18 protein-coding genes are annotated in these 22,100 nt (G+C 65.4%); 9 read left to right on the forward strand and 9 right to left on the reverse strand.

Annotated elements, in window-relative coordinates; all coding sequences use genetic code 11:
* Window positions 1-46: 46 nt before the first annotated feature.
* The 4 genes from ACCQ03_RS05855 to ACCQ03_RS05870 form a co-directional block, all read right to left on the reverse strand.
* The gene (locus ACCQ03_RS05855; RefSeq protein WP_017156202.1) at window positions 47-1,351 is read right to left on the reverse strand and encodes a DUF445 domain-containing protein; all 1,305 of its coding nucleotides are present in this window, start codon (window positions 1,349-1,351) and stop codon (window positions 47-49) included.
* A 233-nt stretch (window positions 1,352-1,584) separates the two neighbouring features.
* Complete coding sequence (locus ACCQ03_RS05860; protein ID WP_017156201.1) at window positions 1,585-2,439, reverse strand: hypothetical protein; 855 nt, start codon at window positions 2,437-2,439, stop codon at window positions 1,585-1,587.
* A gap of 138 nt (window positions 2,440-2,577) precedes the next feature.
* Complete coding sequence (aptA, locus tag ACCQ03_RS05865; protein ID WP_170922317.1) at window positions 2,578-3,942, reverse strand: omega-aminotransferase AptA; 1,365 nt, start codon at window positions 3,940-3,942, stop codon at window positions 2,578-2,580.
* A 207-nt stretch (window positions 3,943-4,149) separates the two neighbouring features.
* Window positions 4,150-4,332, reverse strand: coding sequence for a hypothetical protein (locus tag ACCQ03_RS05870; RefSeq protein ID WP_081023025.1), 183 nt, complete (start codon window positions 4,330-4,332; stop codon window positions 4,150-4,152).
* 126 nt (window positions 4,333-4,458) lie between these two features.
* Here ACCQ03_RS05870 and ACCQ03_RS05875 point away from each other — a divergent pair, with 126 nt between their 5' ends.
* The 5 genes from ACCQ03_RS05875 to ACCQ03_RS05895 all read left to right on the forward strand — a co-directional run bounded on the left by ACCQ03_RS05875 (window position 4,459) and on the right by ACCQ03_RS05895 (window position 11,389).
* Window positions 4,459-6,138, forward strand: a complete 1,680-nt coding sequence (locus ACCQ03_RS05875; protein WP_057677886.1) for an OFA family MFS transporter — start codon at window positions 4,459-4,461, stop codon at window positions 6,136-6,138.
* A gap of 6 nt (window positions 6,139-6,144) precedes the next feature.
* Entirely contained in the window at window positions 6,145-6,990 is an 846-nt protein-coding gene (gene fdhD, locus ACCQ03_RS05880) for a formate dehydrogenase accessory sulfurtransferase FdhD (protein WP_057677887.1), read from the forward strand.
* Window positions 6,987-9,335, forward strand: a complete 2,349-nt coding sequence (locus ACCQ03_RS05885) for an FdhF/YdeP family oxidoreductase (protein WP_209227583.1) — start codon at window positions 6,987-6,989, stop codon at window positions 9,333-9,335. The genes fdhD and ACCQ03_RS05885 overlap by 4 nt, the downstream gene beginning before the upstream one ends.
* Window positions 9,325-9,603, forward strand: a complete 279-nt coding sequence (locus ACCQ03_RS05890; RefSeq protein ID WP_057677889.1) for a hypothetical protein — start codon at window positions 9,325-9,327, stop codon at window positions 9,601-9,603. The genes ACCQ03_RS05885 and ACCQ03_RS05890 overlap by 11 nt, the downstream gene beginning before the upstream one ends.
* A gap of 505 nt (window positions 9,604-10,108) precedes the next feature.
* Complete coding sequence (locus ACCQ03_RS05895) at window positions 10,109-11,389, forward strand: MFS transporter (RefSeq protein ID WP_209227585.1); 1,281 nt, start codon at window positions 10,109-10,111, stop codon at window positions 11,387-11,389.
* Window positions 11,390-11,508: 119 nt separating this feature from the next.
* Here ACCQ03_RS05895 and ACCQ03_RS05900 read toward each other — a convergent pair whose 3' ends face one another.
* From ACCQ03_RS05900 to ACCQ03_RS05915, 4 genes are all read right to left on the reverse strand, one after another.
* Window positions 11,509-11,970: a bacteriohemerythrin gene (locus tag ACCQ03_RS05900; protein ID WP_057677890.1), complete on the reverse strand. Its 462-nt coding sequence runs from the start codon at window positions 11,968-11,970 to the stop codon at window positions 11,509-11,511.
* 129 nt (window positions 11,971-12,099) lie between these two features.
* On the reverse strand, window positions 12,100-13,398 hold the full coding sequence (locus tag ACCQ03_RS05905) for a diguanylate cyclase (RefSeq protein WP_011347797.1): 1,299 nt from the start codon (window positions 13,396-13,398) through the stop codon (window positions 12,100-12,102).
* A gap of 84 nt (window positions 13,399-13,482) precedes the next feature.
* On the reverse strand, window positions 13,483-14,802 hold the full coding sequence (locus ACCQ03_RS05910) for an NAD(P)/FAD-dependent oxidoreductase (RefSeq protein ID WP_170922318.1): 1,320 nt from the start codon (window positions 14,800-14,802) through the stop codon (window positions 13,483-13,485).
* Complete coding sequence (locus ACCQ03_RS05915; protein WP_057687080.1) at window positions 14,799-16,178, reverse strand: glutamine synthetase family protein; 1,380 nt, start codon at window positions 16,176-16,178, stop codon at window positions 14,799-14,801. The genes ACCQ03_RS05910 and ACCQ03_RS05915 overlap by 4 nt, the downstream gene beginning before the upstream one ends.
* Before the next feature lie 143 nt (window positions 16,179-16,321).
* Here ACCQ03_RS05915 and ACCQ03_RS05920 point away from each other — a divergent pair, with 143 nt between their 5' ends.
* Together ACCQ03_RS05920 and ACCQ03_RS05925 are read left to right on the forward strand one after the other, a co-directional pair.
* A complete protein-coding gene (locus ACCQ03_RS05920; protein WP_057680103.1) occupies window positions 16,322-17,077 on the forward strand; it encodes a gamma-glutamyl-gamma-aminobutyrate hydrolase family protein in 756 nt (251 codons plus the stop codon).
* A 6-nt stretch (window positions 17,078-17,083) separates the two neighbouring features.
* Window positions 17,084-18,469 carry a glutamine synthetase family protein gene (locus tag ACCQ03_RS05925; protein WP_017156188.1) on the forward strand — a complete coding sequence of 462 codons (1,386 nt, stop codon included), beginning with the start codon at window positions 17,084-17,086 and terminating at the stop codon, window positions 18,467-18,469.
* A 271-nt stretch (window positions 18,470-18,740) separates the two neighbouring features.
* Here ACCQ03_RS05925 and ACCQ03_RS05930 read toward each other — a convergent pair whose 3' ends face one another.
* Entirely contained in the window at window positions 18,741-19,148 is a 408-nt protein-coding gene (locus tag ACCQ03_RS05930; protein ID WP_209227612.1) for a hypothetical protein, read from the reverse strand.
* Between the two features lie 185 nt (window positions 19,149-19,333).
* Here ACCQ03_RS05930 and ACCQ03_RS05935 point away from each other — a divergent pair, with 185 nt between their 5' ends.
* On the forward strand, window positions 19,334-20,701 hold the full coding sequence (locus ACCQ03_RS05935) for an aspartate aminotransferase family protein (protein WP_150146450.1): 1,368 nt from the start codon (window positions 19,334-19,336) through the stop codon (window positions 20,699-20,701).
* A gap of 224 nt (window positions 20,702-20,925) precedes the next feature.
* Window positions 20,926-22,041, forward strand: a complete 1,116-nt coding sequence (locus tag ACCQ03_RS05940; protein WP_057677911.1) for a polyamine ABC transporter substrate-binding protein — start codon at window positions 20,926-20,928, stop codon at window positions 22,039-22,041.
* Window positions 22,042-22,100 lie beyond the last annotated feature (59 nt).

Genomic DNA, 22,100 nt, shown 5'->3' on the forward strand with positions numbered 1-22,100 from the left:
CCCTAAGCCTGCACGTCGGCTCGGATGGGCGATCGACGTTTCCGCATCAAAACGACAGCCAGATCGACAACGCGTGAAGAATCAGTCCGATCAGTCCACCGACCAAGGTTCCATTGAACCGAATGTATTGCAGATCGCGTCCCACCCCCAATTCCAATTGTTCGACGAGGTGACGTTCGTCCCAACTTTTCATCGTCGATGCAATATGGTCGGTGACCGATGTGCGCAAGCGCGCGGTAAGTTTGTCGGCAGCTTGCAACATATGTTGATTGAGCGCCTCACGCAGCGAGGGATCCTGCGACAAGGCCCGGCCGAGCGATTGCATGGAACGCTCCACGTGCGCGGCCATCGACGATTGCTCGCGCGCCAGGTCATTGCGCAGTGCGTCGCGAATTTCGCCCCATAACCCTTGCACATAGTCCTGCAGTGCCGGATGTTCGATGGCGCGTTGCTTCAGTTCTTCCACGCGCACGGCCATTTCCGGTTCGTCGCGCAAGCGCGTGATGTAGCCCTGCAGCCACGCTTCGTAGTCGAGCCTGATTGGGTGCTCGGGTGTTTTGAGGATGTCCTGCAGTTCTTCGATCGCCGCACGCGCCATGCGGTCGGCCAGGCTGTCGCCGATCTCTTCGATCGGCTTGACCCAATTCACGGTGCCGACCAGCTTGGGCCATTCGCGGCGCGCGTAACGCACGATCAATGCAGACGCGCGCGTCTTGACCTGCTCCTGGTCCAGCCATTCGCCCAGCCGCAGCAACACTTCATCCAGCAGTTTTTGGTGGCGGCCGTCGGTGGTGAGCAGGGCCATGACATCGCCGATGGTGGCGGCGGCGTTCCATTTGCGCAGGCGGTCGACCACGAAGCCTTGAATCGCGCGGCGGACGGCTGCCTCGTCGAGCAGTTCCAGCGCCTGCAGCATCCAGCCGCGCGTCATCTGCGCCAGCATGCGTGCCTGCTCTGGTTTGGCCAGCCAATCGCCCAACCGGCTGGCGGGATCGAATACCCGCAGTTTTTCCATCAATGCATCCGGGGCGAGGAACTGGTCGCGCACGAACACTGCCAGCCCATCGGCCAGCCGTTCCTTGCCACGCGGCAGGATGGCGGTGTGCGGAATCGGCAGGCCCATCGGGTGGCGGAAGAGCGCCACCACGGCGAACCAGTCGGCCAATGCGCCCACCGTGGCCGCTTCGCAGAAGGCCGACACCCAGGCCCAGATGCCGTGTTCGCCCATCAGGTGGCTGACGACGAAGCCGGCGAACATCGCCAGCAACAAGGCCACCGCCAATAGCTTCATGCGCTGCAACTGGGCACGACGGGGATCGATCGGACGGGGAGTGCTGGGACTTGGTTCCATCGGTGAAGTGTACCCAGTCGTTTGACCAGGGCATGTCCACGGCAGGTGCCGCCAGCGCTCGCGCAGGTTGGTGGCCGCGTCTTGCGTGCCCTGTGCTCCGGCTGCGCTTGGGTTGGGGCGACCCAGCGCTGTTGCCGTCATAGGAGCGCACCCGGGCGCGACGGGCTTTATCGGCAATGCCGGTCGCGCCCGGGTGCGCTCCTGCGTGCTGCTGTCGACTGTCGGGTGCGCGCTCAGCCGCGCAGGCGTTCGAGCTGCGCCTGCAGTGCGGTCACCTTCGATTGCAGGGCGGTGTTTTCGTTTTCCAGTTCGGTGACGCGGCGCTGCAGGGCCTTGATGTCGCGGCGTTCGGCTTCGCCACCTTCGGCCTCGTCGGCCTTGGGTTTGCGCTTGGCATCGCGTACGCGCTTGGCGGCCTGTTTGAGCTCGGCCTTGCCGGCCTGCGCGGCGGCGCGTTGTTCGTCTTCGGACAGCGTGGCCACCGCAGCGGCGGCGCTGATCGAAATCTCGCCCGCCTTGACCGCCTGCACCACTTCCGGCGCGGCCTGCTTGTGGATGCGTTCGATCATCACCACCTGGTTGCTGCTCAGGCGTGCTTCGCGGGCCAGCTCGGCACGGCTGACCGGGGTAGAGGTCTCGTCCCACGGTGGGCTGTCGGTGTCGTCAGCAGCGTGCGCGCTGCTCTGCTCCAGGCCAGTGTCGTGCTGGTCGCCAGCCACGGCCGGCGCTTCGGCAGCGGCGTCGGCGTCGCGCTGGCTGCGTTGGCGTGCGGCCAGGATCTCGCGCTTGCGCAACGCCAGTACGCCACGCTGGAAGTCGGACACGCTGCGCCGGCCCAGGTGCTGCTCGATCATCCACAGGTGTACATCCTGCATGGACTGGAAGCGCGGGTTCTGTACCGTTTGGAACGGCAGACCGTGTTTCTGGCAGATACCGTAGCGGTTGTGGCCATCCACCAGCACATCGCCCCACAACACCAAGGCATCGCGGCAGCCTTCGGCCAGCAGGCTGCGTTCCAGGGCCTCGTGCTCGTCGGGCGTCAGCGGGTCGATATAGGCCTTGAGTTCTTCTTTGACAACGATGTTCATACGGCAACTGCTGGGATGCGGGGCGGGCATTGTAGTGAGCCTGCCCCGGCTTTGCGCGCTTGACGGGTGCCTGCATGCGTGACACGCGGGAGCCCGTTGCCAGCGCAGGTTGCGGTCGTCGCCGATGGCCAGCCGCGCCTAGTCCACCTGGCGAAGAATCTTGCCCAGTGTCTCCACCATCTGCACGATCTGCGCTGGGGTGACGATCAGCGGCGGTGACAGTGCGATGACATCGCCGGTGACGCGCACCAGCAGGCCGCCCTCGTGGAAACAGCGCTCGAAGACGTCGTAACCGCGCGCGCCTGGGGCGCCGTCGCGTGGTGCCAGCTCGATCGCGCCGATCAGGCCGATGTTGCGGATGTCGATCACATGCGGCGAGCCGCGCAGGCTGTGCAGTGCGTCTTCCCACTGCGGGCCAAGCGTGATCGCGCGCGTGAACAGCTCTTCCTCGGCATAGGTGTCCAGCGTGGCAATCGCCGCTGCACAGGCCAGCGGGTGGCCGGAATAGGTATAGCCGTGAAAGAGCTCGATCGCGTTTTGCGGCCCGTGCATGAAGGCATCAAAGATCGCATCGGCCACCAGCACCGCGCCCATCGGCACGGTGCCGCTGGTCAGGCCCTTGGCGGCGGTGATGATGTCCGGGGTGACGCCGAAGCGCTGCGCAGCGAATGCATTGCCCACGCGGCCGAAACCGGTGATCACCTCATCGAACACCAGCACGATGCCGTGGCGGTCGCAGATGGCGCGCAAGCGCTGCAGGTAGCCCTCCGGCGGCAGGATCACGCCGGCCGAACCGGACACCGGTTCGACGAACACCGCGGCGATGGTGGACGCATCGTGCAAGGCGATCAGCCGCTCCAGATCGTCGGCCAGCTCCGCGCCGTGTGCGGGCAAACCACGCGCATAGGCGTTGCGCTGCAGATCCAGCGTGTGCCGCAGATGATCTGTGCCGGCCAGCAGCGGGCCGAACCATTTGCGGTTGTTGGGCAGCCCGCCGATCGACATGCCGCCGAACCCGACACCGTGGTAGGCCTTCTCGCGGCCGATGAAACGGGTGCGCTGGCCTTCGCCGCGCAGCCGGTGATAGGCCAGCGCGATCTTCATCGCGCTATCCACCGCTTCCGAGCCGGAGTTGGTGAAGAACACATGGCCCAAGCCCGGTGGGGCGATCGCGGCCAGCCGCTGCGCCAGCACGAAGGGCAGCGGCGAGCCCATCTGGAAGGTCGGCGCGAAATCCAGCGTGCCGGCCTGTTCGCGGATGGCTGCCACGATGCGCGCCCGGCTATGTCCGGCATTGCAGCACCACAGGCCTGCCGTGCCGTCCAGGATCTGGCGGCCGTGCACATCGCGGTAATACATGTCCTGCGCCGAGGCCAGCAGGCGCGGCCGTGCCTTGAACTGGCGATTGGCGGTGAACGGCATCCAGAAAGCATCCAGCTGCGTCGGTGCCTGCAGCGCATCGGCGGTATCGCTGGGAAGGTGGTGGGGCATGGCAGGCTCCATCGTGCAGGATCGCTCGACTGTACGCAGCCGGCACCTCGTCCGTCACCTGAGATGCCGGCACGCGCATGGGAACGGCCGGCGCGTCGTGCGTACTCCGGTAGACGGGGCAGGGAGCGGACGACGCCAGCACCCACCACAGCGCTGCGCGTGCAGCCGGTGCGGCGGGAACGGTTTCGCGACGCGGTTGGCGAAGTGCAGACAGACTAGTCAATTAGTCGCAGCTGCGGCCGCTAACACCAAGGCACGCTTACGCGGCATGGGTGGTGGCGGCGCTTTGCAACACAGCAGGGCGCTGGCGAGCATTGCAAACAGGCACGGATCGCCGATGATGCGCCAGACGACCGCCAGTTGGGCCTGGTCGGTGTCGCTGCCCGTATCGCAACGCGTTATTTGATTGCAGCTATCAATCGTATTCGGAACGGCCGACAGGACGTCGCCATCGCCCGCGAGGCGTTGGTGGTAGTCCTGTCAGCTGTGCTTTCGCAGTTCATCGTTGGTTTTTTGGGGGAAATGAGAATGACGCAAGGGTCCACCGTGGCGACAGCCAGCGGCGCAGACGCCGGTTTACTGTCCAAGGAGCGCATCATTGCGCGGCCGGGGTTCAATCGTTGGTTGGTACCGCCGGCAGCATTGGCGATCCACCTGTGCATCGGCATGGCCTACGGCTTCAGCGTGTTCTGGCTGCCGTTGTCCAAGGCGCTGGGCATCACCGAGTCGATCGCGTGCCCGGCCGAGATGGGCCTGTTCGCGCGCATGGTGGCCACCACCTGCGACTGGAAGATCAGCGAATTGCAGTGGATGTACACGCTGTTCTTCGTGTTGCTGGGCTGCTCGGCAGCGATCTGGGGCGGCTGGCTGGAACGGGCCGGCCCGCGCAAGGCCGGCGTGGTCTCGGCGCTGTGCTGGTGCGGCGGCCTGGTGATCTCGGCAGCCGGCATCCACTTCCATCAGATCTGGATGCTGTGGCTGGGTTCGGGCGTGATCGGCGGTATCGGTCTGGGCCTGGGCTACATCTCCCCGGTGTCGACCTTGATCAAGTGGTTCCCGGACCGTCGCGGCATGGCGACCGGCATGGCGATCATGGGCTTTGGCGGCGGCGCGATGATCGGCAGCCCGTTGGCCGATGCGCTGATGCGCCATTTCGCGACCCCCACCTCGGTGGGCGTGATGGAAACCTTCCTGGTGATGGCGGCGCTGTACTTCGTCTTCATGATGGCCGGCGCGTTCGGTTACCGCGTGCCGCCGAGTGGCTGGACCCCGGCCGGCTGGACCGCTCCGGTGGCCAGCAGCAATGCCATGATCACCGCCAACCATGTGCACGTGAAAAAGGTCTGGGGCATCCCCCAGTTCTGGCTGCTGTGGGGCGTGCTGTGCCTGAACGTCTCGGCCGGTATCGGCGTGATCGGCATGTCCTCGCCGATGCTGCAGGAAGTGTTCGGCGGCCGTCTGATCGGCGTGGATGTGGGCTTCGCCAGCCTGGATCCGACCCAGCTGGCCAGCATCGCCGCCATCGCGGCCGGTTTCACCGGTCTGCTCAGCCTGTTCAACATCGGTGGCCGGTTCTTCTGGGCCAGCATGTCCGACAAGCTCGGCCGCAAGAACACCTACACGCTGTTCTTCGTGCTGGGCATCTGCCTGTATGCAGCGGCGCCGTCGGCTGGCGGTATCGGCGGCATCGCGCTGTTTGCGGGCATTTTCTGCATCATCCTGTCGATGTACGGCGGCGGCTTCGCCACCATTCCGGCGTACCTGGCCGACCTGTTCGGTACCCAGATGGTCGGTGCCATCCACGGCCGGCTGCTAACGGCCTGGGCGACCGCCGGCATCCTGGGTCCGGTGGTGGTGGGTTACATGCGCGAGTACCAGCTGGCGCACGGCAGCCCGCCGTCACAGGTCTACAACACCACCATGTACATCCTTGCCTGCATGCTCGTGCTTGGCCTGATCTGCAACCTGTTGGTGCGCCCGGTGGCCGCACGTCACTTCATGACGCCCGACGAACTGGCACGCGAAAAGCAGCTGGCGCACGAGAAGGTCGACCGCACCGGGCATGGCGTGATTCCGCCGGAGCAGTTGGCGCGCATCGGTCATGGCGGCAACCCCGCGTTGGTCGCGTTTGCCTGGCTGGCGGTGGGTATCCCGATGCTGTTCGGTATCTGGGTCACGCTGCAAAAAGCCTTCGTGCTGTTCCATTGAGGTGAGATGACCAGTCCGTCTTCCCGCGCCGTGCGTCCCGGCAGTGTGGTACGCACGGTCCGTCGCCATCGCGGCGGCCGCAGTGCCACGGTGCAGGACATGGTGGCGGCCGAAATGCCGGTCGCCTTCATCTACAACGGCGTGCCATTCGCGGTGATGATGGCCACGCCGGAGGATCTGGAGGATTTCGCACTCGGGTTCTCGTTGAGCGAAGGCATCGTCGATCACGCGCAGGACTTGCGCGTGGTCGCGGTGGAGACGTTTCTGGAAGGCGCTTCGTTGCAGATCGAAATCCCGCCCGAGCGGGCAGCCGCGTTGGACCAGCGGCGGCGCAATCTGGACGGGCGCAGCGGTTGCGGGGTGTGCGGCAACGAGTCCATCGAAGCGGTACTGCGTGTGCCGCCGGTGCTGCAATCGTCCCTGCAGATCGACGTGGATGCCTTGGCGCATGCGCTGGATGCGCTGCATGCACGGCAGCCCATCGCCGCGCAGACCGGCGCCGTGCACGCGGCCGGTTGGGCCGATGCGCAGGGCAATGTGCAGCTGGTCCGCGAAGACGTGGGCCGGCATAACGCGCTGGATAAATTGATCGGTGCATTGGCGCACGCGCGCATCGATGCATCGCACGGGTTCGCGGTGGTCACCAGCCGCGCCAGTTACGAAATGGCCATGAAAGCCGCGCAGGCCCGGATTCCGCTGCTCGCAGCGATTTCGGCGCCAACTGCGCTGGCGATCAGCCTGGCCGAGAGTGCGGGACTGACCCTGATCGGGTTTGCCCGCGATCACGATTGTGTCGTTTACAGCCATCCGCAGCGCCTGGATCTGGGCGTTGCCGTGGGAGAGCCCGCATGAGCAAGAAAACCATCAAGCAGTACGACAATCCCGCGGGCGGCTGGGGCGCATTGCGCTCGGTGGCCAAGCACCTGATGGAACAGGACATCGCCGTGCAGGGCGCCAAGACGCTGCTGCACGCCAACCAGCCGGACGGCTTCGACTGCCCCGGTTGTGCCTGGCCGGATCGCGACCACACCTCCACGTTCGAATTCTGCGAAAACGGCGCCAAGGCCGTTGCGGCCGAGTCCACCGCACGCCGTGCCGGGCCGGAGCTGTTCGCCTCGCACACCGTCAGCCTGCTGTCGCAATACAGCGATTACTGGCTGGAAGGGCAGGGTCGCCTGACCCACCCGATGCGCTACGACGCGGCCACCGACCACTACGTGCCGGTGAGCTGGGACGATGCGTTTGCGCAGATCGCGCGGCATCTCAATGGCCTGGCGACGCCGGATGAGGCGATCTTCTACACCTCCGGGCGCACTAGCAACGAGGCCGCGTTCCTGTATCAGTTGTTCGTGCGCGAGTTCGGCACCAACAACTTCCCCGATTGCTCCAACATGTGCCACGAGCCCTCCGGCACCGCGCTGCGGTCGCAGATCGGCGTGGGCAAGGGCACGGTGTCGCTGCACGATTTCGAACTGGCCGACGCCATCTTCATCTTCGGGCAGAACCCGGGCACCAATCATCCGCGCATGCTGGGCGAGTTGCGGCAGGCGTCCAAGCGCGGTGCGGCGATTGCCGCGTTCAACCCGCTGCGCGAGCGCGGGCTGGAAAAATTCGCCGACCCGCAGGACAAGCTGGAGATGTTGCACAACGGCTCCACGCGCATCGCTTCGGATTATTTCCAGCTGAAAATCGGCGGCGACCTGGCGGCGGTGAAGGGCATCATCAAGCATGTGCTCGAGCGCGATGCGCAGGCGCAGCGCGATGGCACGTCGCGCTTGCTGGACCTGGAGTTCATCCAGGCGCATACCGCCAATTTCGACGCGTTCGCTGCCGACGTGCATGCGGAACGCTGGGACACCATCGTCGAAGAATCCGGGCTGGACGAAACCGCGTTGCGCAAGGCCGGCGAGATCTATCTCAATGCCGAGCGCGTGATCGCGTGCTGGGGCATGGGCATCACCCAGCACAAGCATTCGGTGGCGACCATCCACATGATCACCAACCTGCTGCTGCTGCGCGGCAACCTGGGCCGGCCCGGCGCGGGCGTCTGCCCGGTGCGCGGGCACAGCAACGTGCAGGGCGACCGTACGATGATGATCTACGAGAAGCCGCCGGCCGCGTTCCTGGACAAGCTGCAGTCGGTATTCGGCTTCGCCCCGCCACGCGCAGACGGGTTCGACACCGTCGGCGCCATCGAGGCGATGCTGGATGGGCGCGGCAAGGTGTTCTTCGCGATGGGCGGCAATTTCGCTGCCGCCACGCCGGATACCGATGCCACGCACCGCGCGTTGCGCAATTGCGAATTGACCGTGCATGTCACCACCAAGCTCAATCGCAGCCACCTGGTGCATGGGCGCGATGCGTTGATCCTGCCGTGCCTGGGGCGCACCGAGATCGATATCCAGGACGCCGGCTCGCAAGGCGTGACGGTGGAAGATTCGATGAGCATGGTGCACCTGTCGGCCGGCATCAATCCGCCGGCCTCGCCGGACCTGCTATCGGAACCGGCGATCGTGGCGCGCATGGCCGAAGCGACATTGGGCGCGCGCAGTGCGATCCGCTGGCGCTGGCTGGTGGGCGATTACGACCGCGTGCGCGATCTCATCGCACAGGTGTTCCCGGATTTTGCCGGGTTCAACGAGCGCGTGCGTACGCCGGGTGGGTTCCGTCTGTCGAACACCGCGCGCGATCGCCAGTGGGTGACGCCGGAACAACGCGCGGTGTTCAAGCCGCACGCGGTGCCCACCGACAACCCCATCCACCGCGCGCGCCGCAGCCACGCCGAGCAGATGGTGTTTACGCTGGCCACCACGCGTTCGCACGATCAGTACAACACCACCATTTATGGGTTGGACGACCGCTATCGCGGCGTGTTCGGCGAGCGCCGCGTGCTGTTCATCAATGGCGCGGATATCGCGGCGCTGAACATGAAGGCGGGCGATTGGGTGGACCTGGAAAGCCTGTGCGAGGACGGTGTGCGCCGCGAGGCGCGGCGTTTCCTGTTGGTGGACTACAACATCCCGCGTGGCTGCCTGGCCGCGTACTACCCGGAAACCAACGCGCTGGTGCCGTTGTCCAGTTTCGCCGACGAGGCGCGTACGCCGACTTCCAAGTCGATTCCGGTGATCGTGCTGCCGCACCGCGCCGAAACCGCCGATGCGGCATCGCGCGATATCGGAGCGGTGCTTGTCCGCTGATCCACAGCTGACCGTGCAGCTGCTGCATGTGCTTGCCGACGCGCCCGATGGCGTGTCGCTGGCGCGGCTATGCAAGCATCTGGGCGTGCGCATGAGCGTGCTGCTGCGCACGCTTGCCTGGTTGGGGGCCGCAAACCTGGACGGTCAACCGGGTCCGGATTGGGTGCGCGTGGAAGCGCGCGGCGAGCGGCAGTTTGCGGTGCTGACGCCGATCGGTTTGGCGGAGCAGACGCAGCGCTCAGCAGCGCAGGCGCCACAGAGCGGTTGAGCGAGTTCCTGCGGCTTTTGAAAGCCGTGCAGAACGACCAACTCAACTGGTCCTTGCCCGCCCATCGGCGCGGGACCGGTGGCGGCATGGATGACGCCACGGAGCTGACGTGGATGTAGTTGCAGCGTGTCCTGCGATGGTGGGCGGGCAGGGCTCTGCAGCAAACGCAAAGACCTTAAGTGCGCGGCATCCTCACCGCTTGCGGGACGCGCCGTGAATCCATCCATCGAGCCTGCGAGGACGTCCCTGCGGCGAGTCCTGCGATGGTGGGCGGCCCAGGGCGAGTAGCAAATGCGAAGACCTCGCACCTTGCAGGCTGAGCAGGCGACGATCTCCGGCGACGGGTTGCCGGAAACTTCTGCAAACACATCTGGTTCAAGACCAGTAGGACGCGATCCAAAGCACTGTCGGTCACGCCTGTAACCTTCTATCCCGGTTTGCCTGCGCAAAGCAGCGCCGCGATCTGCCAGAATCGGCCGTCTTGCTTCCCGGATGTCGATCAACCATGACTGCCGCTGCGCCGCTTGCCGCACCCACCAATTCACCCGCGCGCGTGCTGTTCGCCAGCCTGATCGGCACCACCATCGAGTTCTTCGATTTCTACATCTACGCTACCGCTGCAGTGCTGGTGTTTCCCACGCTGTTCTTTCCCGCCGGCGATGGCAGTGCGGCGATGCTGCAGTCGTTGGCGACCTTTGCGGTCGCGTTCGTCGCACGGCCGGTGGGCTCGGCGGTGTTCGGTCACTTCGGCGACCGGGTAGGGCGCAAGGCCACGCTGGTGGCAGCGCTGCTGACGATGGGTCTGTCCACCGTGGCCATCGGCCTGCTGCCCAGTTACGCGCAGATCGGCGTGTTTGCGCCTGCGTTGCTGGCGTTATGCCGCTTCGGCCAGGGCTTGGGACTGGGCGGGGAGTGGGGCGGGGCCGTGCTGCTGGCCACCGAGAACGCGCCGCCGGGCAAGCGCGTCTGGTACGGCATGTTTCCGCAACTGGGCGCGCCGCTGGGATTTTTGTTGTCCACCGGCACCTTTCTGGGCATGGGCGCAGTGCTGGACGATGCGCAGTTCATGCAGTGGGGCTGGCGCGTGCCGTTCTTGGCCAGTGCGTTGCTGGTCCTGACCGGGCTGTGGGTGCGCCTGAGCATCACCGAGACGCCGGATTTGCAGAAGACGCTGGACCGCAAGACGCGTGTCAGGCTGCCGCTGGGCACCGTGGTGTCGCAGCATTGGCCGGCACTGATTGTCGGCACGCTGGGCGCATTCGCCACCTTCGTGCTGTTTTATCTGATGACGGTGTTCGCGCTTGGCTACGGCACCAAGACGCTGGGCTACGACAAGGAACAATTCCTGTTGCTGCAGATGGCCGGCATCGTGTTCTTTGCGCTCGGCATTCCGCTGTCGGCCAAGTTTGGCGACCGGCACGGCGCGCCGCTGGCGATGATGCTGGCCAGCATCGCCATCGTGGCATTCGGCCTGGCGTTTGCACCGCTGTTTCAGGCCAGCCACCCGTTGCAGGTGCTGGCGTTCCTGTCGCTGGGATTTTTCTTCATGGGCCTGACCTATGGTCCCTGCGGCACGCTGCTGGCCGAGCTGTACCCCACCGAGGTGCGCTACACCGGCGCATCGCTGTCGTTCAATCTGGCCAGCATCCTGGGCGCGGCACCGGCGCCCTACGTGGCCACGCAACTGGCGGCCAGTTACGGCGTGCAATCGGTGGGGTATTACCTGGGCGGGGCGGCCGTGCTGAGCCTGGTGGCGCTGGTCGTGGCGCGGCGTTGGCGTCGCTGAGCGGAGGTCGCGACGGTGTGTGAAGTGTCCGGATCGTGCAGCGAACTGGCGGTGCCCGATGACGCGATAGCGTGCGCGCATCAAAGTGCTGCTGCAGCGCCGCGGCGTCGATCCGGCTTCTAGCCGAAGATCCGCTTGAGCGTGCGGCCCAGCCAACTACCGTGCTGATGGGTCCGCGAAAACCGGTCCAGGTGTGCGATCACCTGCGGTGCGTAGGCCTGGTCGTCGCCGCGAATATGGTTGAACAGCCAGCGTGAGAGCATGTTGCGCAGCTCGTCGCTGACGTCTTCGCCGGCCTGGAAGCGCAGGCGGTATTCGCCCACGCGCTTGCCGAATACCGCATGCACGCGTTGGTGCGCCTGGCTGAAGGGGTAGCCGGCTTCCTGCATCAGTTCTTCTTCGAAGGCGAAGTGCGAGAGCGTGTAATCGATCAGTTCGTCGATCACCTCCGCCACAGCCAGTTGCTGCAGACTGGTCTGCGCAACATGCAGCTGATTGATCATGTCCACAATGCGCCGGTGTTGATGATCGATGACCTCGATCCCGGTGTTGAGGTCGTCCTGCCAGACCAGCAGTGCCATCGAAGTACCTTGCCCAGTGCGATGGGCATACGGTAAGCCGCGCACACCGGCAGGGCGTTGATCTGGATCAAGGCATGTCGGCACGCACATCGTCCGTACGCGCCGCTTGGGCCGGCAGACGAGGCAGGATCAGCTTGCCAGGCGCACCTGGTTACGGCCGCCGGCCTTGGCCAGGTACAGGTGCTTGTCCGCTTCGTTCAGCAGGTAATGCAGCGACTGGTCGCTTTCGCTGGCGATGCATACGCCGATGCTCACCGTCATGCTCAACGTTTCGTCTCCCACGCGCACGCGCAGGGCGCTGATGCGTTCGCGCAGGGTTTCGAAATAGCTGGTCGCATTGGCCGCATCCAGCCCGGGCACCAACAGACAGAATTCTTCGCCGCCGAAGCGTGCGACCAGATCCTGCGGCCGCGCATGTCCGGACACCGAGGCGGCCACTGCACGCAACGCCTGGTCGCCGGCTTCGTGGCCCCAGGTGTCGTTGATGTGCTTGAAATGGTCGATATCCACCATCGCGGCGGTGACCGTCTGGTCTTGCAGCAGCAGCTTGGGAATGACGCGCTGGCTCTGTTCCAGAAAATAGCGGCGGTTGGGCAGGCCGGTGAGGAAGTCGCGGGTGGCCAGATCCTGCAGCGTACCGATCAATTCCAGCTGGTCCACGTTTTGCGACACGCGGCAGAAGAATTCTTCGCGCGAGAAGGGTTTGCGCAGGAAGTCGTTGGCGCCGTTCTTCAGGAAACGCGGGATCAGCGACGAATCGCTATTGCCGGAAATGCCGATCACCGCCACCTTGTCGCGCGAGCGGATCGCGCGCAGCCGGCGGGTGAATTCCACGCCATCCATCCCAGGCATTTCCTGGTCGACGATGGTCAGGCGAATGCCGGGATCGCGTTCGATCGCGTCCAGCCCGGCAGCGCCGTCGGCCGCCAGTACCACGCGGTAGCCGTACATCGACAGCAGCGCGCCCGCATAGGTGCGTGCCGACAGCGAGTCGTCCACCACCAGGGCGGCGATGCGGCGATTGCGCTCCAGGCGCTGCACCAGCCATGCCAGGTATTCGATGCTGCCCGGTGCATTTTTCAGCACGTAGTCGATGATCTGCTGCTGCAGCACGCGCTGGCGCAGGTCTTCGTCGTACACGCCGCTGACCACCACGGTGGGCAGTTTGCGCGAGAGAAAGAATTCCACGACCTTGTCGCGGTCGCCGTCCACCAGCACCAGGCCGGTGAGGACCAGGAACCAGCCGTCCTCTTCGTCGAGCACGCGCGCGGCTTCGGCCAGTGTCGAGACGACCGTGACCGGAAGTTCCACGCGTTGCTCGATGGCTTCGCGCAGCATGCTGGTGAACGTGCGCGAGTTCTCCACCAACAGCACGCGCTGCGGCAGGACTGCACTTTCACTATTGCGATGTAGGGTACCTGGAGACATCGGCTGGCCATCTGGATCGAACCGTCAGGTCAGCTAACGGCCCTGCTCGCCAAAACTTGAGCACCACGTTCCAAAGCGGGGCGCTCACCACAGCGCATCGCGCAGCCGATACCAGCTCATCGCCGCCACCAGCAGCGGGGTCCGCAGCCGCTGCCCGCCGGGGAACGGGCGGTGCGGAATGCGTTCGAACACGTCCAGGCGCCGGCTCTGGCCGGCGATGGCCTCGGCAATGACCTGGCCGGCCAGCCCGGTGGCCGCGACGCCGTGCCCGGAAAAGCCCTGTGCGAAGTACAGGTTGGGCGCCAGCCGGCCCCAGTGCGGCGCACGGTTGCGCGAGATGTCCACGTAGCCACCCCACAGCGTTTCCAGCGGCACATCGTGCAGCTGTGGGAACACCGTGTGCATGCGCTGGGTCATCAGGCGCTGCAAGCCCGCAGGCGGACGCGAGGAGTAACTGGCGCGCCCGCCGAACAGCAAACGGTGATCGGCACTGAGCCGATAGTAATCCAGTGCCCAGTTGGTATCGGCCACCGCCATGTCGTTGGCGATCAGGGCGCGTGCACGCGCCTGGCCCAGCGGTGGCGTGGCGCCGACATAGGTGCCGACCGGCATGATGCGTTGTTCCAGCGTCGGGGCGATGCCGCGCAGCAGGGCGTTGCCGGCGATCACACCGAACGCGGCGGTCACGTTGCCGTGGACGGTATGCATCACCACGCGCTCCCCGGGCTGCTGCCTGGTCACGGCCGAGTCTTCGTAGATGCGCACGCCGGCGGCCAGCGCGGCTCGCGCCAGGCCCAACGCATAGGCCAGCGGCTGCAGATGGCCGCTGGCGGGGTCGAACATGGCACCCAGGTATAGCGGGCTGTCCAGCACCTGGCGGGTCCGTGCGCGGTCCCACCATTGCAGCGGGTAGTCGTAGCGTTCGGCCATGCGCACGATGCCCTGTTGCAGCGCCCGCACCTGACGCGGCTTCAGCGGTACATGCGCGTGGCCGTCGCGCCAGTCGCAGGCGATGGCATGACGCGCGATGCGCTCGCGCAGCAGGCGCATGCCGTCGCGCGAAAAATCGAACAACAGGCGAGCATCGTCGTTGCCGACCAGCGCTTCCAGCGTTTCCTGCTCGCACCCGTAGCCAACGATGGCCTGGCCGCCATTGCGCCCGGACGCCCCCCAGCCCACGCGCCGGGCTTCCAGCACGATGACGGCGTAACCGGCCTCGGCCAGCGCCAGCGCGGCGGCAAGGCCGGTATAGCCACCGCCGAGAATGCAGACGTCGGCGTGCTCGGCGCCTTGCAGGCGCGGTTGTTGTGGCAGGGCCGGCGTGCTGCGTGCGTACCAGCTGTCCGGATACCCGTTGCCCGGTGAATCGCCGTGCGGCAGTGGCGCGTGCGGGTAGGCCATCACACGGTGCGCAGGTACCGCGCGTAATCCAGGTCGGGGACCTGCGCCTGGTAGTCGAGCAGCTCGCGTTGCTTCTGCTGGCCGAATACGTGCTGGAACTGCGTGCCGAACTGTTCGGCGATGAAGTCGCTGCCGAGGAACGCATCCACCGCGCCTTGCCAGCTGCGCGGGATGAACGCCGACTGCGCGTACGCATTGCCGGTGACCGGCGCGGTGGGTTCGGCCGGCTGCCGCAGGCCGTCCAGCATCGCCGCCAGCACGGCTGCAGCGGCCAGATACGGGTTGGCATCGGCGCCGGCAATGCGGTGTTCGATCCGGGTATTGTGCGCATCGCTGTGCGGGATGCGCAGCGCCACGGTACGGTTGTTGAAGCCCCAGCTCGCATCCAGCGGCACGAACGCATTGCTGACGAAGCGGCGATAGCTGTTGGCATGCGGGGCGAACATCAAGAGCGAGGCGTCGGCATGCCGCTGCAGCCCGGCGATGGCGTGGCGTAGCGGCTGCGCAGGCACGTCGGCGGCACTGGCCAGCACGTTGTGCCCGGCGGCATCGAGCAGGCTCACATGCAGATGCAGGCCGCTGCCGGCCTGGCCGGGGAAAGGCTTGGCCATGAAACTGGCCAGCTTGCCCTGCTGCTGCGCAATGGCTTTGATGGTGCGCTTGAGCAACATCGCCTCGTCGCAGGCGGCCACTGCATCGGCACGGTGTTGCAGATTGATTTCGAACTGGCCGGGCGCGTACTCGGCCACGGCGGTGTCGGCCGGAATGCCTTGCTGCCGGCACGCGGCGGTGACCGCATCGGTGAAGCCGCGCTGGTCGTCCAGGTCCTGCAGTGAATACACCTGCGTGCTGTCGCTGCGTTCACCGGTGATCGGGTCGCGCGGGGTCTGCGGTCGCCCCTGTGCATCGGCGACCGCATCGAACAGATAGAACTCCAGTTCCACTGCGATGACCGGGGTCAGGCCGAGTGCGCCAAACCCCTGCAGCACGCGCTGCAACACTGCACGCGGGGCAACGTCGAACAGCCCGCCTTCGGGGGTATGCATCGCCAACAGCAGGTGCGCCATCGGCCGTGGCGCCCAGGGCACCGGGCGTAGCGAGCCTTCGATCGGCCGGCAGATGCGGTCGGCGTCGCCGATCGCATAGCCAAGCCCGGTTTCTTCCACCGTGTTGCCGGTGATGTCGGTGGCGATCAGCGACATCGGCAGGCACACACCGTCGCGATATACCTTGCCCAGCGCATCGGCGGTCACCCGCTTGCCGCGCAGCACGCCATTGGTGTCGGGCAATAACAGGTCGACAGACTCGCACCCGGCGATGCGAGAGAGGGTATCTGCATCGGCAGCGGGCAGGGAGGCGATGGAGTTCTCGGAAGCCATGGGCAACACCTGCGAAGTCGCCGCGCAGCGTAGCAAAGCGCGCGTGAGTAATCGCAAGCGCAGTGGCGCGCTTGGCAATGCCGGCAGTGGCGCGGTAACGTCGAGCGTATCGACGTTCCACCGAACGTATCGGATTTTCGCGCATGGCTGTCGTTCCGCTGGTCGGCCTGCCGACCGATCGCATCCTGCAAGGGCCTCATCCGTTCCTGGCCGCCGGCGAGAAGTACATCCGCGCGGTGGTCGAGGCAGCCGCCGCGATGCCGGTGCTGTTGCCCAGCCTGCAGCCGGCATTGGATGCGGGCGCGTGGCTGGAGCGGCTGGATGGGCTGTTGTTGACCGGAGCGGTCAGCAATGTGGAGCCGCATCACTACAGCGACGAGCCCAGCTGGGAAGGCAACCCGCACGATCCGGCGCGCGATGCCACCAGCCTTGCGCTGATCCCGCAGGCGCTTGCGCTTGGACTGCCGGTGCTGGCGATCTGCCGCGGGCTGCAGGAGGTCAACGTGGCGCTGGGCGGGCGCCTGCATCAGCGCGTGCACGACGTGCCCGGCCTGGCCGATCACCGGGAAGACCGCAGCACACCCGTAGACGCGCAATATGGCCCCGCGCATGTGGTGCACCTGCATCCCGGCGGCTGGCTGGCGGGCATGAGCGATAGCGCCCAGGTATGGGTCAATTCCCTGCACGGGCAGGGCATTGCCGCACTGGCTCAGGGCCTGCTGGTCGAAGCTACCGCGCCGGACGGCCTGATCGAAGCATTCCGCGGCCCGGGCCCCGGCTTTCTGCTGGCGGTGCAGTGGCATCCGGAATGGCGTGTCACACAGCATCCGTTCTACCGTGCCATCTTTCAGGCCTTCGGCGAGGCCTGTCGCCAATACGCCGCGCGACGCGGCAAGTGAGGTTGCATGTCCATCCGCACACGTTCGCGCAAAACCACGTCCACGCAGCCGGAGAGCGCGCTGCGCCGCTGGCTGAAAGAGCGCAGCATCACCGAGGTGGAATGCCTGGTGCCGGACATCACCGGCAACGCGCGCGGCAAGATCATTCCTGCCGACAAGTTCTCGCATGACTACGGGACGCGCCTGCCGGAAGGCATCTTCGCCACCACCGTGACCGGCGATTTCCCCGACGATTATTACGCGCTGACCTCACCGTCGGATTCGGACATGCATCTGCGCCCGGATGCCAGCACCGTGCGCATGGTGCCATGGGCGGCCGACCCCACCGCGCAGGTCATCCACGACTGCTATACCAAGGATGGTCAGCCGCACGAACTTGCCCCGCGCAACGTGCTGCGCCGCGTGCTGGACGCCTACGCCCAGGCCAAGCTGCAACCGGTGGTGGCGCCGGAGCTGGAATTCTTCCTGGTGCAGAAAAACACCGACCCCGACTTCCCGCTGCTGCCGCCGGCAGGGCGCTCCGGGCGCCCGGAAACCGCACGGCAGTCGTATTCGATCGATGCGGTCAACGAGTTCGACCCCATCCTGGACCTGATGTACGACTATTGCGATGCGATGGAGCTGGACGTGGACACGCTGATCCACGAATCCGGCGCCGCGCAGTTGGAAGTCAACTTCACCCATGCCGACCCGATGTCGCGCGCGGACCAGGTGTTCCTGTTCAAGCGCACCATGCGCGAAGCCGCGCTGCGGCACGGTGTGTATGCCACGTTCCTGGCCAAACCCATGGAAACCGAGCCAGGCAGTGCGATGCATATCCACCAGAGCCTGCTGCATGCCGGCACCGGCAAGAACGTGTTCAGCGGCAAGCGCGAGGGCGGTTTCAGCGATACGTTCGCGCATTATCTGGGCGGCTTGCAGAAATACATTCCGATGGCGATGGGCCTGCTGGCACCCAACGTCAATTCATACCGGCGGTTGATGTTCGGCGAGGTGTCGCCGAGCAATGTGCTGTGGGGCTTCGACAACCGCACCTGCGGGCTGCGCGTGCCCATCGATGCGCCACAGAACATGCGGGTGGAAAGCCGCTTCGCCGGCTCCGACGCCAACCCGTATCTGGCGATGGCCGCGACGCTGGCGTGCGGGTTATTGGGCATTGGCGAAAAGCTCGAACCGACCGCGCCGATCAGCAGCAATGGCAAGGAGCAAGGCTACGATTTGCCGCGCTCGCTGGGCGAGGCGCTGGATGAGCTGGAAGGCTGCGAGGCGTTGCAAGAGATGTTGGGGCGGCGGTTCGTGCGTGCCTACATCTCGGTGAAGCGGAAGGAATACGAAACGTTTTTCCGGGTCATCAGTTCGTGGGAACGGGAGTTCTTGTTGTTGAACGTGTGAGCGGCGTGATTGAGGCCGGTGCCGGGCGCTTCCCTTGTTCCGTCGAGAGCCCAGGTTTTTCCCTTCTCCCGCCGGGACATTGTCCTCCTTTATGGGGGAGAAGGTGCCCGAAGGGCGATGAGGGTACGGCGCTGGGCGATGTTGAGGCGTGGCGTGATCAGTGCTTGCGCGTTTTTTGGGGGGCAAATTTTAAGCATAGCTTTCACGTTTCTTTGGAATTGTTCTGGATAGTTGAGCCAAAAGCAGGGCTTTCACGCCCTTCGGGCGCGAGTTACTTTTTCTTTAGCTTGTGCAAAGAAAAAGTAACCAAAAAGAAAGCACACCCCGTCCTCGCGCCCTGCGCGCCTTCGGCGCTGCGGGTGCGCAAGTCCGGCAGAAATTTTTGTAAGGGACATCCATGTCCCTTACAAAAACGTTGCGCATCCATGCGCGCCGCCCTTCGGGTCGTATCTGCCGGCCTTGCCGCAGCGGTATGGGGCCCCGGAAAAGCGTAAGCAAAGCAAAGCAGGACAAGGCAGAGCAGGGCAATGCAATGCAGGGCAAGCGCTGCCTTGCGCAACGCACGGAGGTGCGGCGATGCCATGTGCAGGCCAGGCAGTGCTGGGCAGGATGCCGAAAGTGCGGTCGAAATGTGCAGGCCGTTTACGTCGCCAGATGTTTCCTTCTTCCATCGGGACATTGGCCTCCTTCATGGAGCGAAGGTGCGCGAGGGGCGGATGAGGGCGACGTCGGTGGCAGGGCAAGTTCTTGCGGCCCACCTGTGCATCGGGCGTGCAAGGAAGTGGCGGGGCGTTTTGCAAGGCCGTCCACGGTCCGGCGACAGGGCCTGGGTATGCTTGTAACCCCTCACGCGCGGAGCAGGTCGTGGATCCTTCGGTGCTCAAGGCGTTGCAGCAGCTCGATGCCGCCCATCATCTGCATCCGTTCAACGACAACGCGGCACTGGCGCAGAAGGGTACGCGCATCCTGACGCGCGGTGAGGGCATGTACGTGTGGGATGCCGATGGCAACCAGTTGCTGGATGCGTTCGGCGGATTGTGGTGCGTCAATGTCGGCTATGGGCGCAAGGAACTGGCGCAGGCCGCGGCGCGGCAGATGGAGCAGCTGGCGTACTACAACAGCTTCTTCCAGTGCACCACCGAACCCACCATCCAGCTGGCGGCCAAGCTGGCGGAGTTGGCGCCGGGCGATTTGAATCATGCGTTCTTCGCCAACTCCGGATCGGAGGCCAACGACACCATCCTGCGCCTGGTGCGGCATTTCTGGACCGTGCAGGGGCAGCCGCAAAAATGCATCTTCATCGGCCGCCATGATGGCTATCACGGCACCACCATGGCCGGCGCCAGCCTGGGCGGCATGAAGGGAATGCACCAGCAGGGCGGGTTGCCGATTGCCGATATCCACCATATCGCACCGCCATATCACTTCGGCGATGGCGGGGGGATGGATCCGGAGGACTACGGGGTGCTGGCGGCGCGTCGTCTGGAAGACAAGATTCTGCAGCTCGGGCCGGATCACGTCGCCGCTTTTATCGGCGAGCCGATCATGGGCGCGATCGGCGCCTACATCCCTCCGCGCAGTTACTGGCCGGAAATCGAGCGGATTTGCCGGCGCTACGACGTCCTGCTGGTTGCCGACGAAGTGATCTGCGGCTTCGGCCGCACCGGCGAGTGGTTCGGTGCGGAGTATTTCGGCTTCCAGCCCGACGTGATGACCCTGGCCAAGGGCATCACCTCCGGCTACATCCCGCTGGCGGCGGCGATGTTCAACGACCGCGTGGCCGGTGTGCTCAAGAGCCAAGGCGGCGAGCTGGCGCACGGTGGCACCTATGCCGGGCACCCGGTGTGCGCGGCGGTGGCGCTGGAAAACCTGCGCCTGCTGCAGGACGAGGGCATTGTGGAGACCGCGCGCACGCAGGTTGCGCCTTACCTGGCGCAGCGCTGGGCCGCGCTGGGCGAGCATCGGTTGGTGGGCGAGGCACGCATCGCCGGGTTGGTCGGGGCGCTGGAACTGGTGCCGGACAAACAGCGTCGCGGTGCGTATTTCCCGGGGCGCGGGCGGGTCGGGGCGCTGTGCCGCGATTTCGCGCTGCGCCGCGGGCTGATCCTGCGCGCGACCTACGATGCCATGCTGCTGTCGCCACCGTTGATCATCACCCGCGCGCAGGTCGACGAACTGTTCGACAAGGCCTGGGCCGCGCTGGACGACACTGCGCAGGCGCTGGGCCGATAGCTCCCGCACAACCGGTTCCACCGCACCGCAGCGGGCCGCGACGAGGACGAGGACGACCAAGCATGCGCACACATCGGTGCCATCGCGGCGGCTGCCGCGCTCGCCAGCCGGCAAGGCCTGTCTGTGCCGGCCTCGCTGCGCTGGGCAAATCCGGGCGTGGTGGGTAGGCTGGGAAGAGCCCGGATTCGACACCGGCCGCCCCATCGCGCTGCCTGGAGACCCACATGACGCTGCGACTGCTCGCCCTGACGCTGCCCATCACCCTGTTGTCCGGCTGCGGCGGCGCTGGCGCGCCCGGCAAGACCGACGCGCAGGCCAAGGTGCTCAACGTCTACAACTATTCCGATTACATCGCCGAAGACACCATTCCCGCGTTCGAAAAGAGCACCGGCATCAAGGTCACCTACGACGTCTTCGACAGCGACGAAATGGTGGAAACCAAGCTGCTGGCCGGCGGCAGCGACTACGACGTGGTGGTGCCCACGCTGAATTTCTTCGGCCGGCAGATCCAGGCCGGCGTCTTCCTGCCGCTGGACAAGAGCAAGATTCCCAATCTGGTCAATCTGGATCCGGACGTGATGCGCCGCATCGCCGCGCAAGACCCGAACAACGCCTATGGCGTGCCGTACATGATCGGCACCACCGGCATCGGCTACAACGTCGACAAGCTCAAGGCCATCTTCGGCAATACCGACGTCGCCAACAGCTGGGACCTGGTGTTCAAGCCGGAGAATCTGTCCAAACTCAAGGACTGTGGCGTGACCATCCTGGACACGCCGTCGGACATGATTCCGATTGCGCTCAATTATCTCGGGCTCGATCCGCACAGCACGGCGCCGGCCGAGATCGAAAAAGCTGCCGCGCTGATCAAGGCCATTCGCCCGTACGTGCAGAACTTCCACTCCAGCCAGTACGTGACCTCGCTGGCCAACGGCAATACCTGCCTGGCGGTGGGCTGGTCGGGCGACATCATCCAGGCGCGCGACCGTGCCGTGGAAGCCGGCAACAACATCAAGGTGGCCTACGCCATTCCGAAGGAAGGTGCGCCGCAGTGGTTCGACATGCTGGCCATTCCCAAGGACGCCAAGCACCCGGACAACGCCTATGCCTTCATCAATTATCTGTTGAAGCCGGACGTGGCCGCGGCCAATACCAATTTCATCCATTACGCCAACCCGGTGCGCACCGCCACGCCGTTGGTGGATGCGGCGATTCGCAACGACCCCACCATCTACCCGCCGCCGGAAGTGACCGCCAAGATGTTCACCTACGCGATCAATCCGCCGGAAGTGGACCGGCTGTACACGCGGCTGTGGACCGAGATCAAGACCGGGCATTGAGCTGCGGCGTTGACGGCGGGTGCTGCGCTCGAGCGCCGTGCTGCCTGGTACGACGGCCC

The organism is Xanthomonas sp. NCPPB 3569 (genome assembly GCF_041475645.2).
Lineage (GTDB): Bacteria > Pseudomonadota > Gammaproteobacteria > Xanthomonadales > Xanthomonadaceae > Xanthomonas > Xanthomonas phaseoli.

Excerpts from the sequence above, each read along its gene's own strand:
- fdhD (WP_057677887.1), top strand. The coding sequence starts at position 6,145 with ATGACCAGTCCGTCTTCCCGCGCCGTGCGTCCCGGCAGTGTGGTACGC.
- ACCQ03_RS05860 (WP_017156201.1), bottom strand. The coding sequence starts at position 2,439 with ATGAACATCGTTGTCAAAGAAGAACTCAAGGCCTATATCGACCCGCTG.
- ACCQ03_RS05900 (WP_057677890.1), bottom strand. The coding sequence starts at position 11,970 with ATGGCACTGCTGGTCTGGCAGGACGACCTCAACACCGGGATCGAGGTC.
- ACCQ03_RS05885 (WP_209227583.1), top strand. The coding sequence starts at position 6,987 with ATGAGCAAGAAAACCATCAAGCAGTACGACAATCCCGCGGGCGGCTGG.
- ACCQ03_RS05925 (WP_017156188.1), top strand. The coding sequence starts at position 17,084 with ATGTCCATCCGCACACGTTCGCGCAAAACCACGTCCACGCAGCCGGAG.
- ACCQ03_RS05905 (WP_011347797.1), bottom strand. The coding sequence starts at position 13,398 with ATGTCTCCAGGTACCCTACATCGCAATAGTGAAAGTGCAGTCCTGCCG.
- aptA (WP_170922317.1), bottom strand. The coding sequence starts at position 3,942 with ATGGAGCCTGCCATGCCCCACCACCTTCCCAGCGATACCGCCGATGCG.
- ACCQ03_RS05895 (WP_209227585.1), top strand. The coding sequence starts at position 10,109 with ATGACTGCCGCTGCGCCGCTTGCCGCACCCACCAATTCACCCGCGCGC.
- ACCQ03_RS05930 (WP_209227612.1), bottom strand. The coding sequence starts at position 19,148 with ATGTCCCGATGGAAGAAGGAAACATCTGGCGACGTAAACGGCCTGCAC.
- ACCQ03_RS05915 (WP_057687080.1), bottom strand. The coding sequence starts at position 16,178 with ATGGCTTCCGAGAACTCCATCGCCTCCCTGCCCGCTGCCGATGCAGAT.
- ACCQ03_RS05920 (WP_057680103.1), top strand. The coding sequence starts at position 16,322 with ATGGCTGTCGTTCCGCTGGTCGGCCTGCCGACCGATCGCATCCTGCAA.
- ACCQ03_RS05855 (WP_017156202.1), bottom strand. The coding sequence starts at position 1,351 with ATGGAACCAAGTCCCAGCACTCCCCGTCCGATCGATCCCCGTCGTGCC.
- ACCQ03_RS05875 (WP_057677886.1), top strand. The coding sequence starts at position 4,459 with ATGACGCAAGGGTCCACCGTGGCGACAGCCAGCGGCGCAGACGCCGGT.
- ACCQ03_RS05940 (WP_057677911.1), top strand. The coding sequence starts at position 20,926 with ATGACGCTGCGACTGCTCGCCCTGACGCTGCCCATCACCCTGTTGTCC.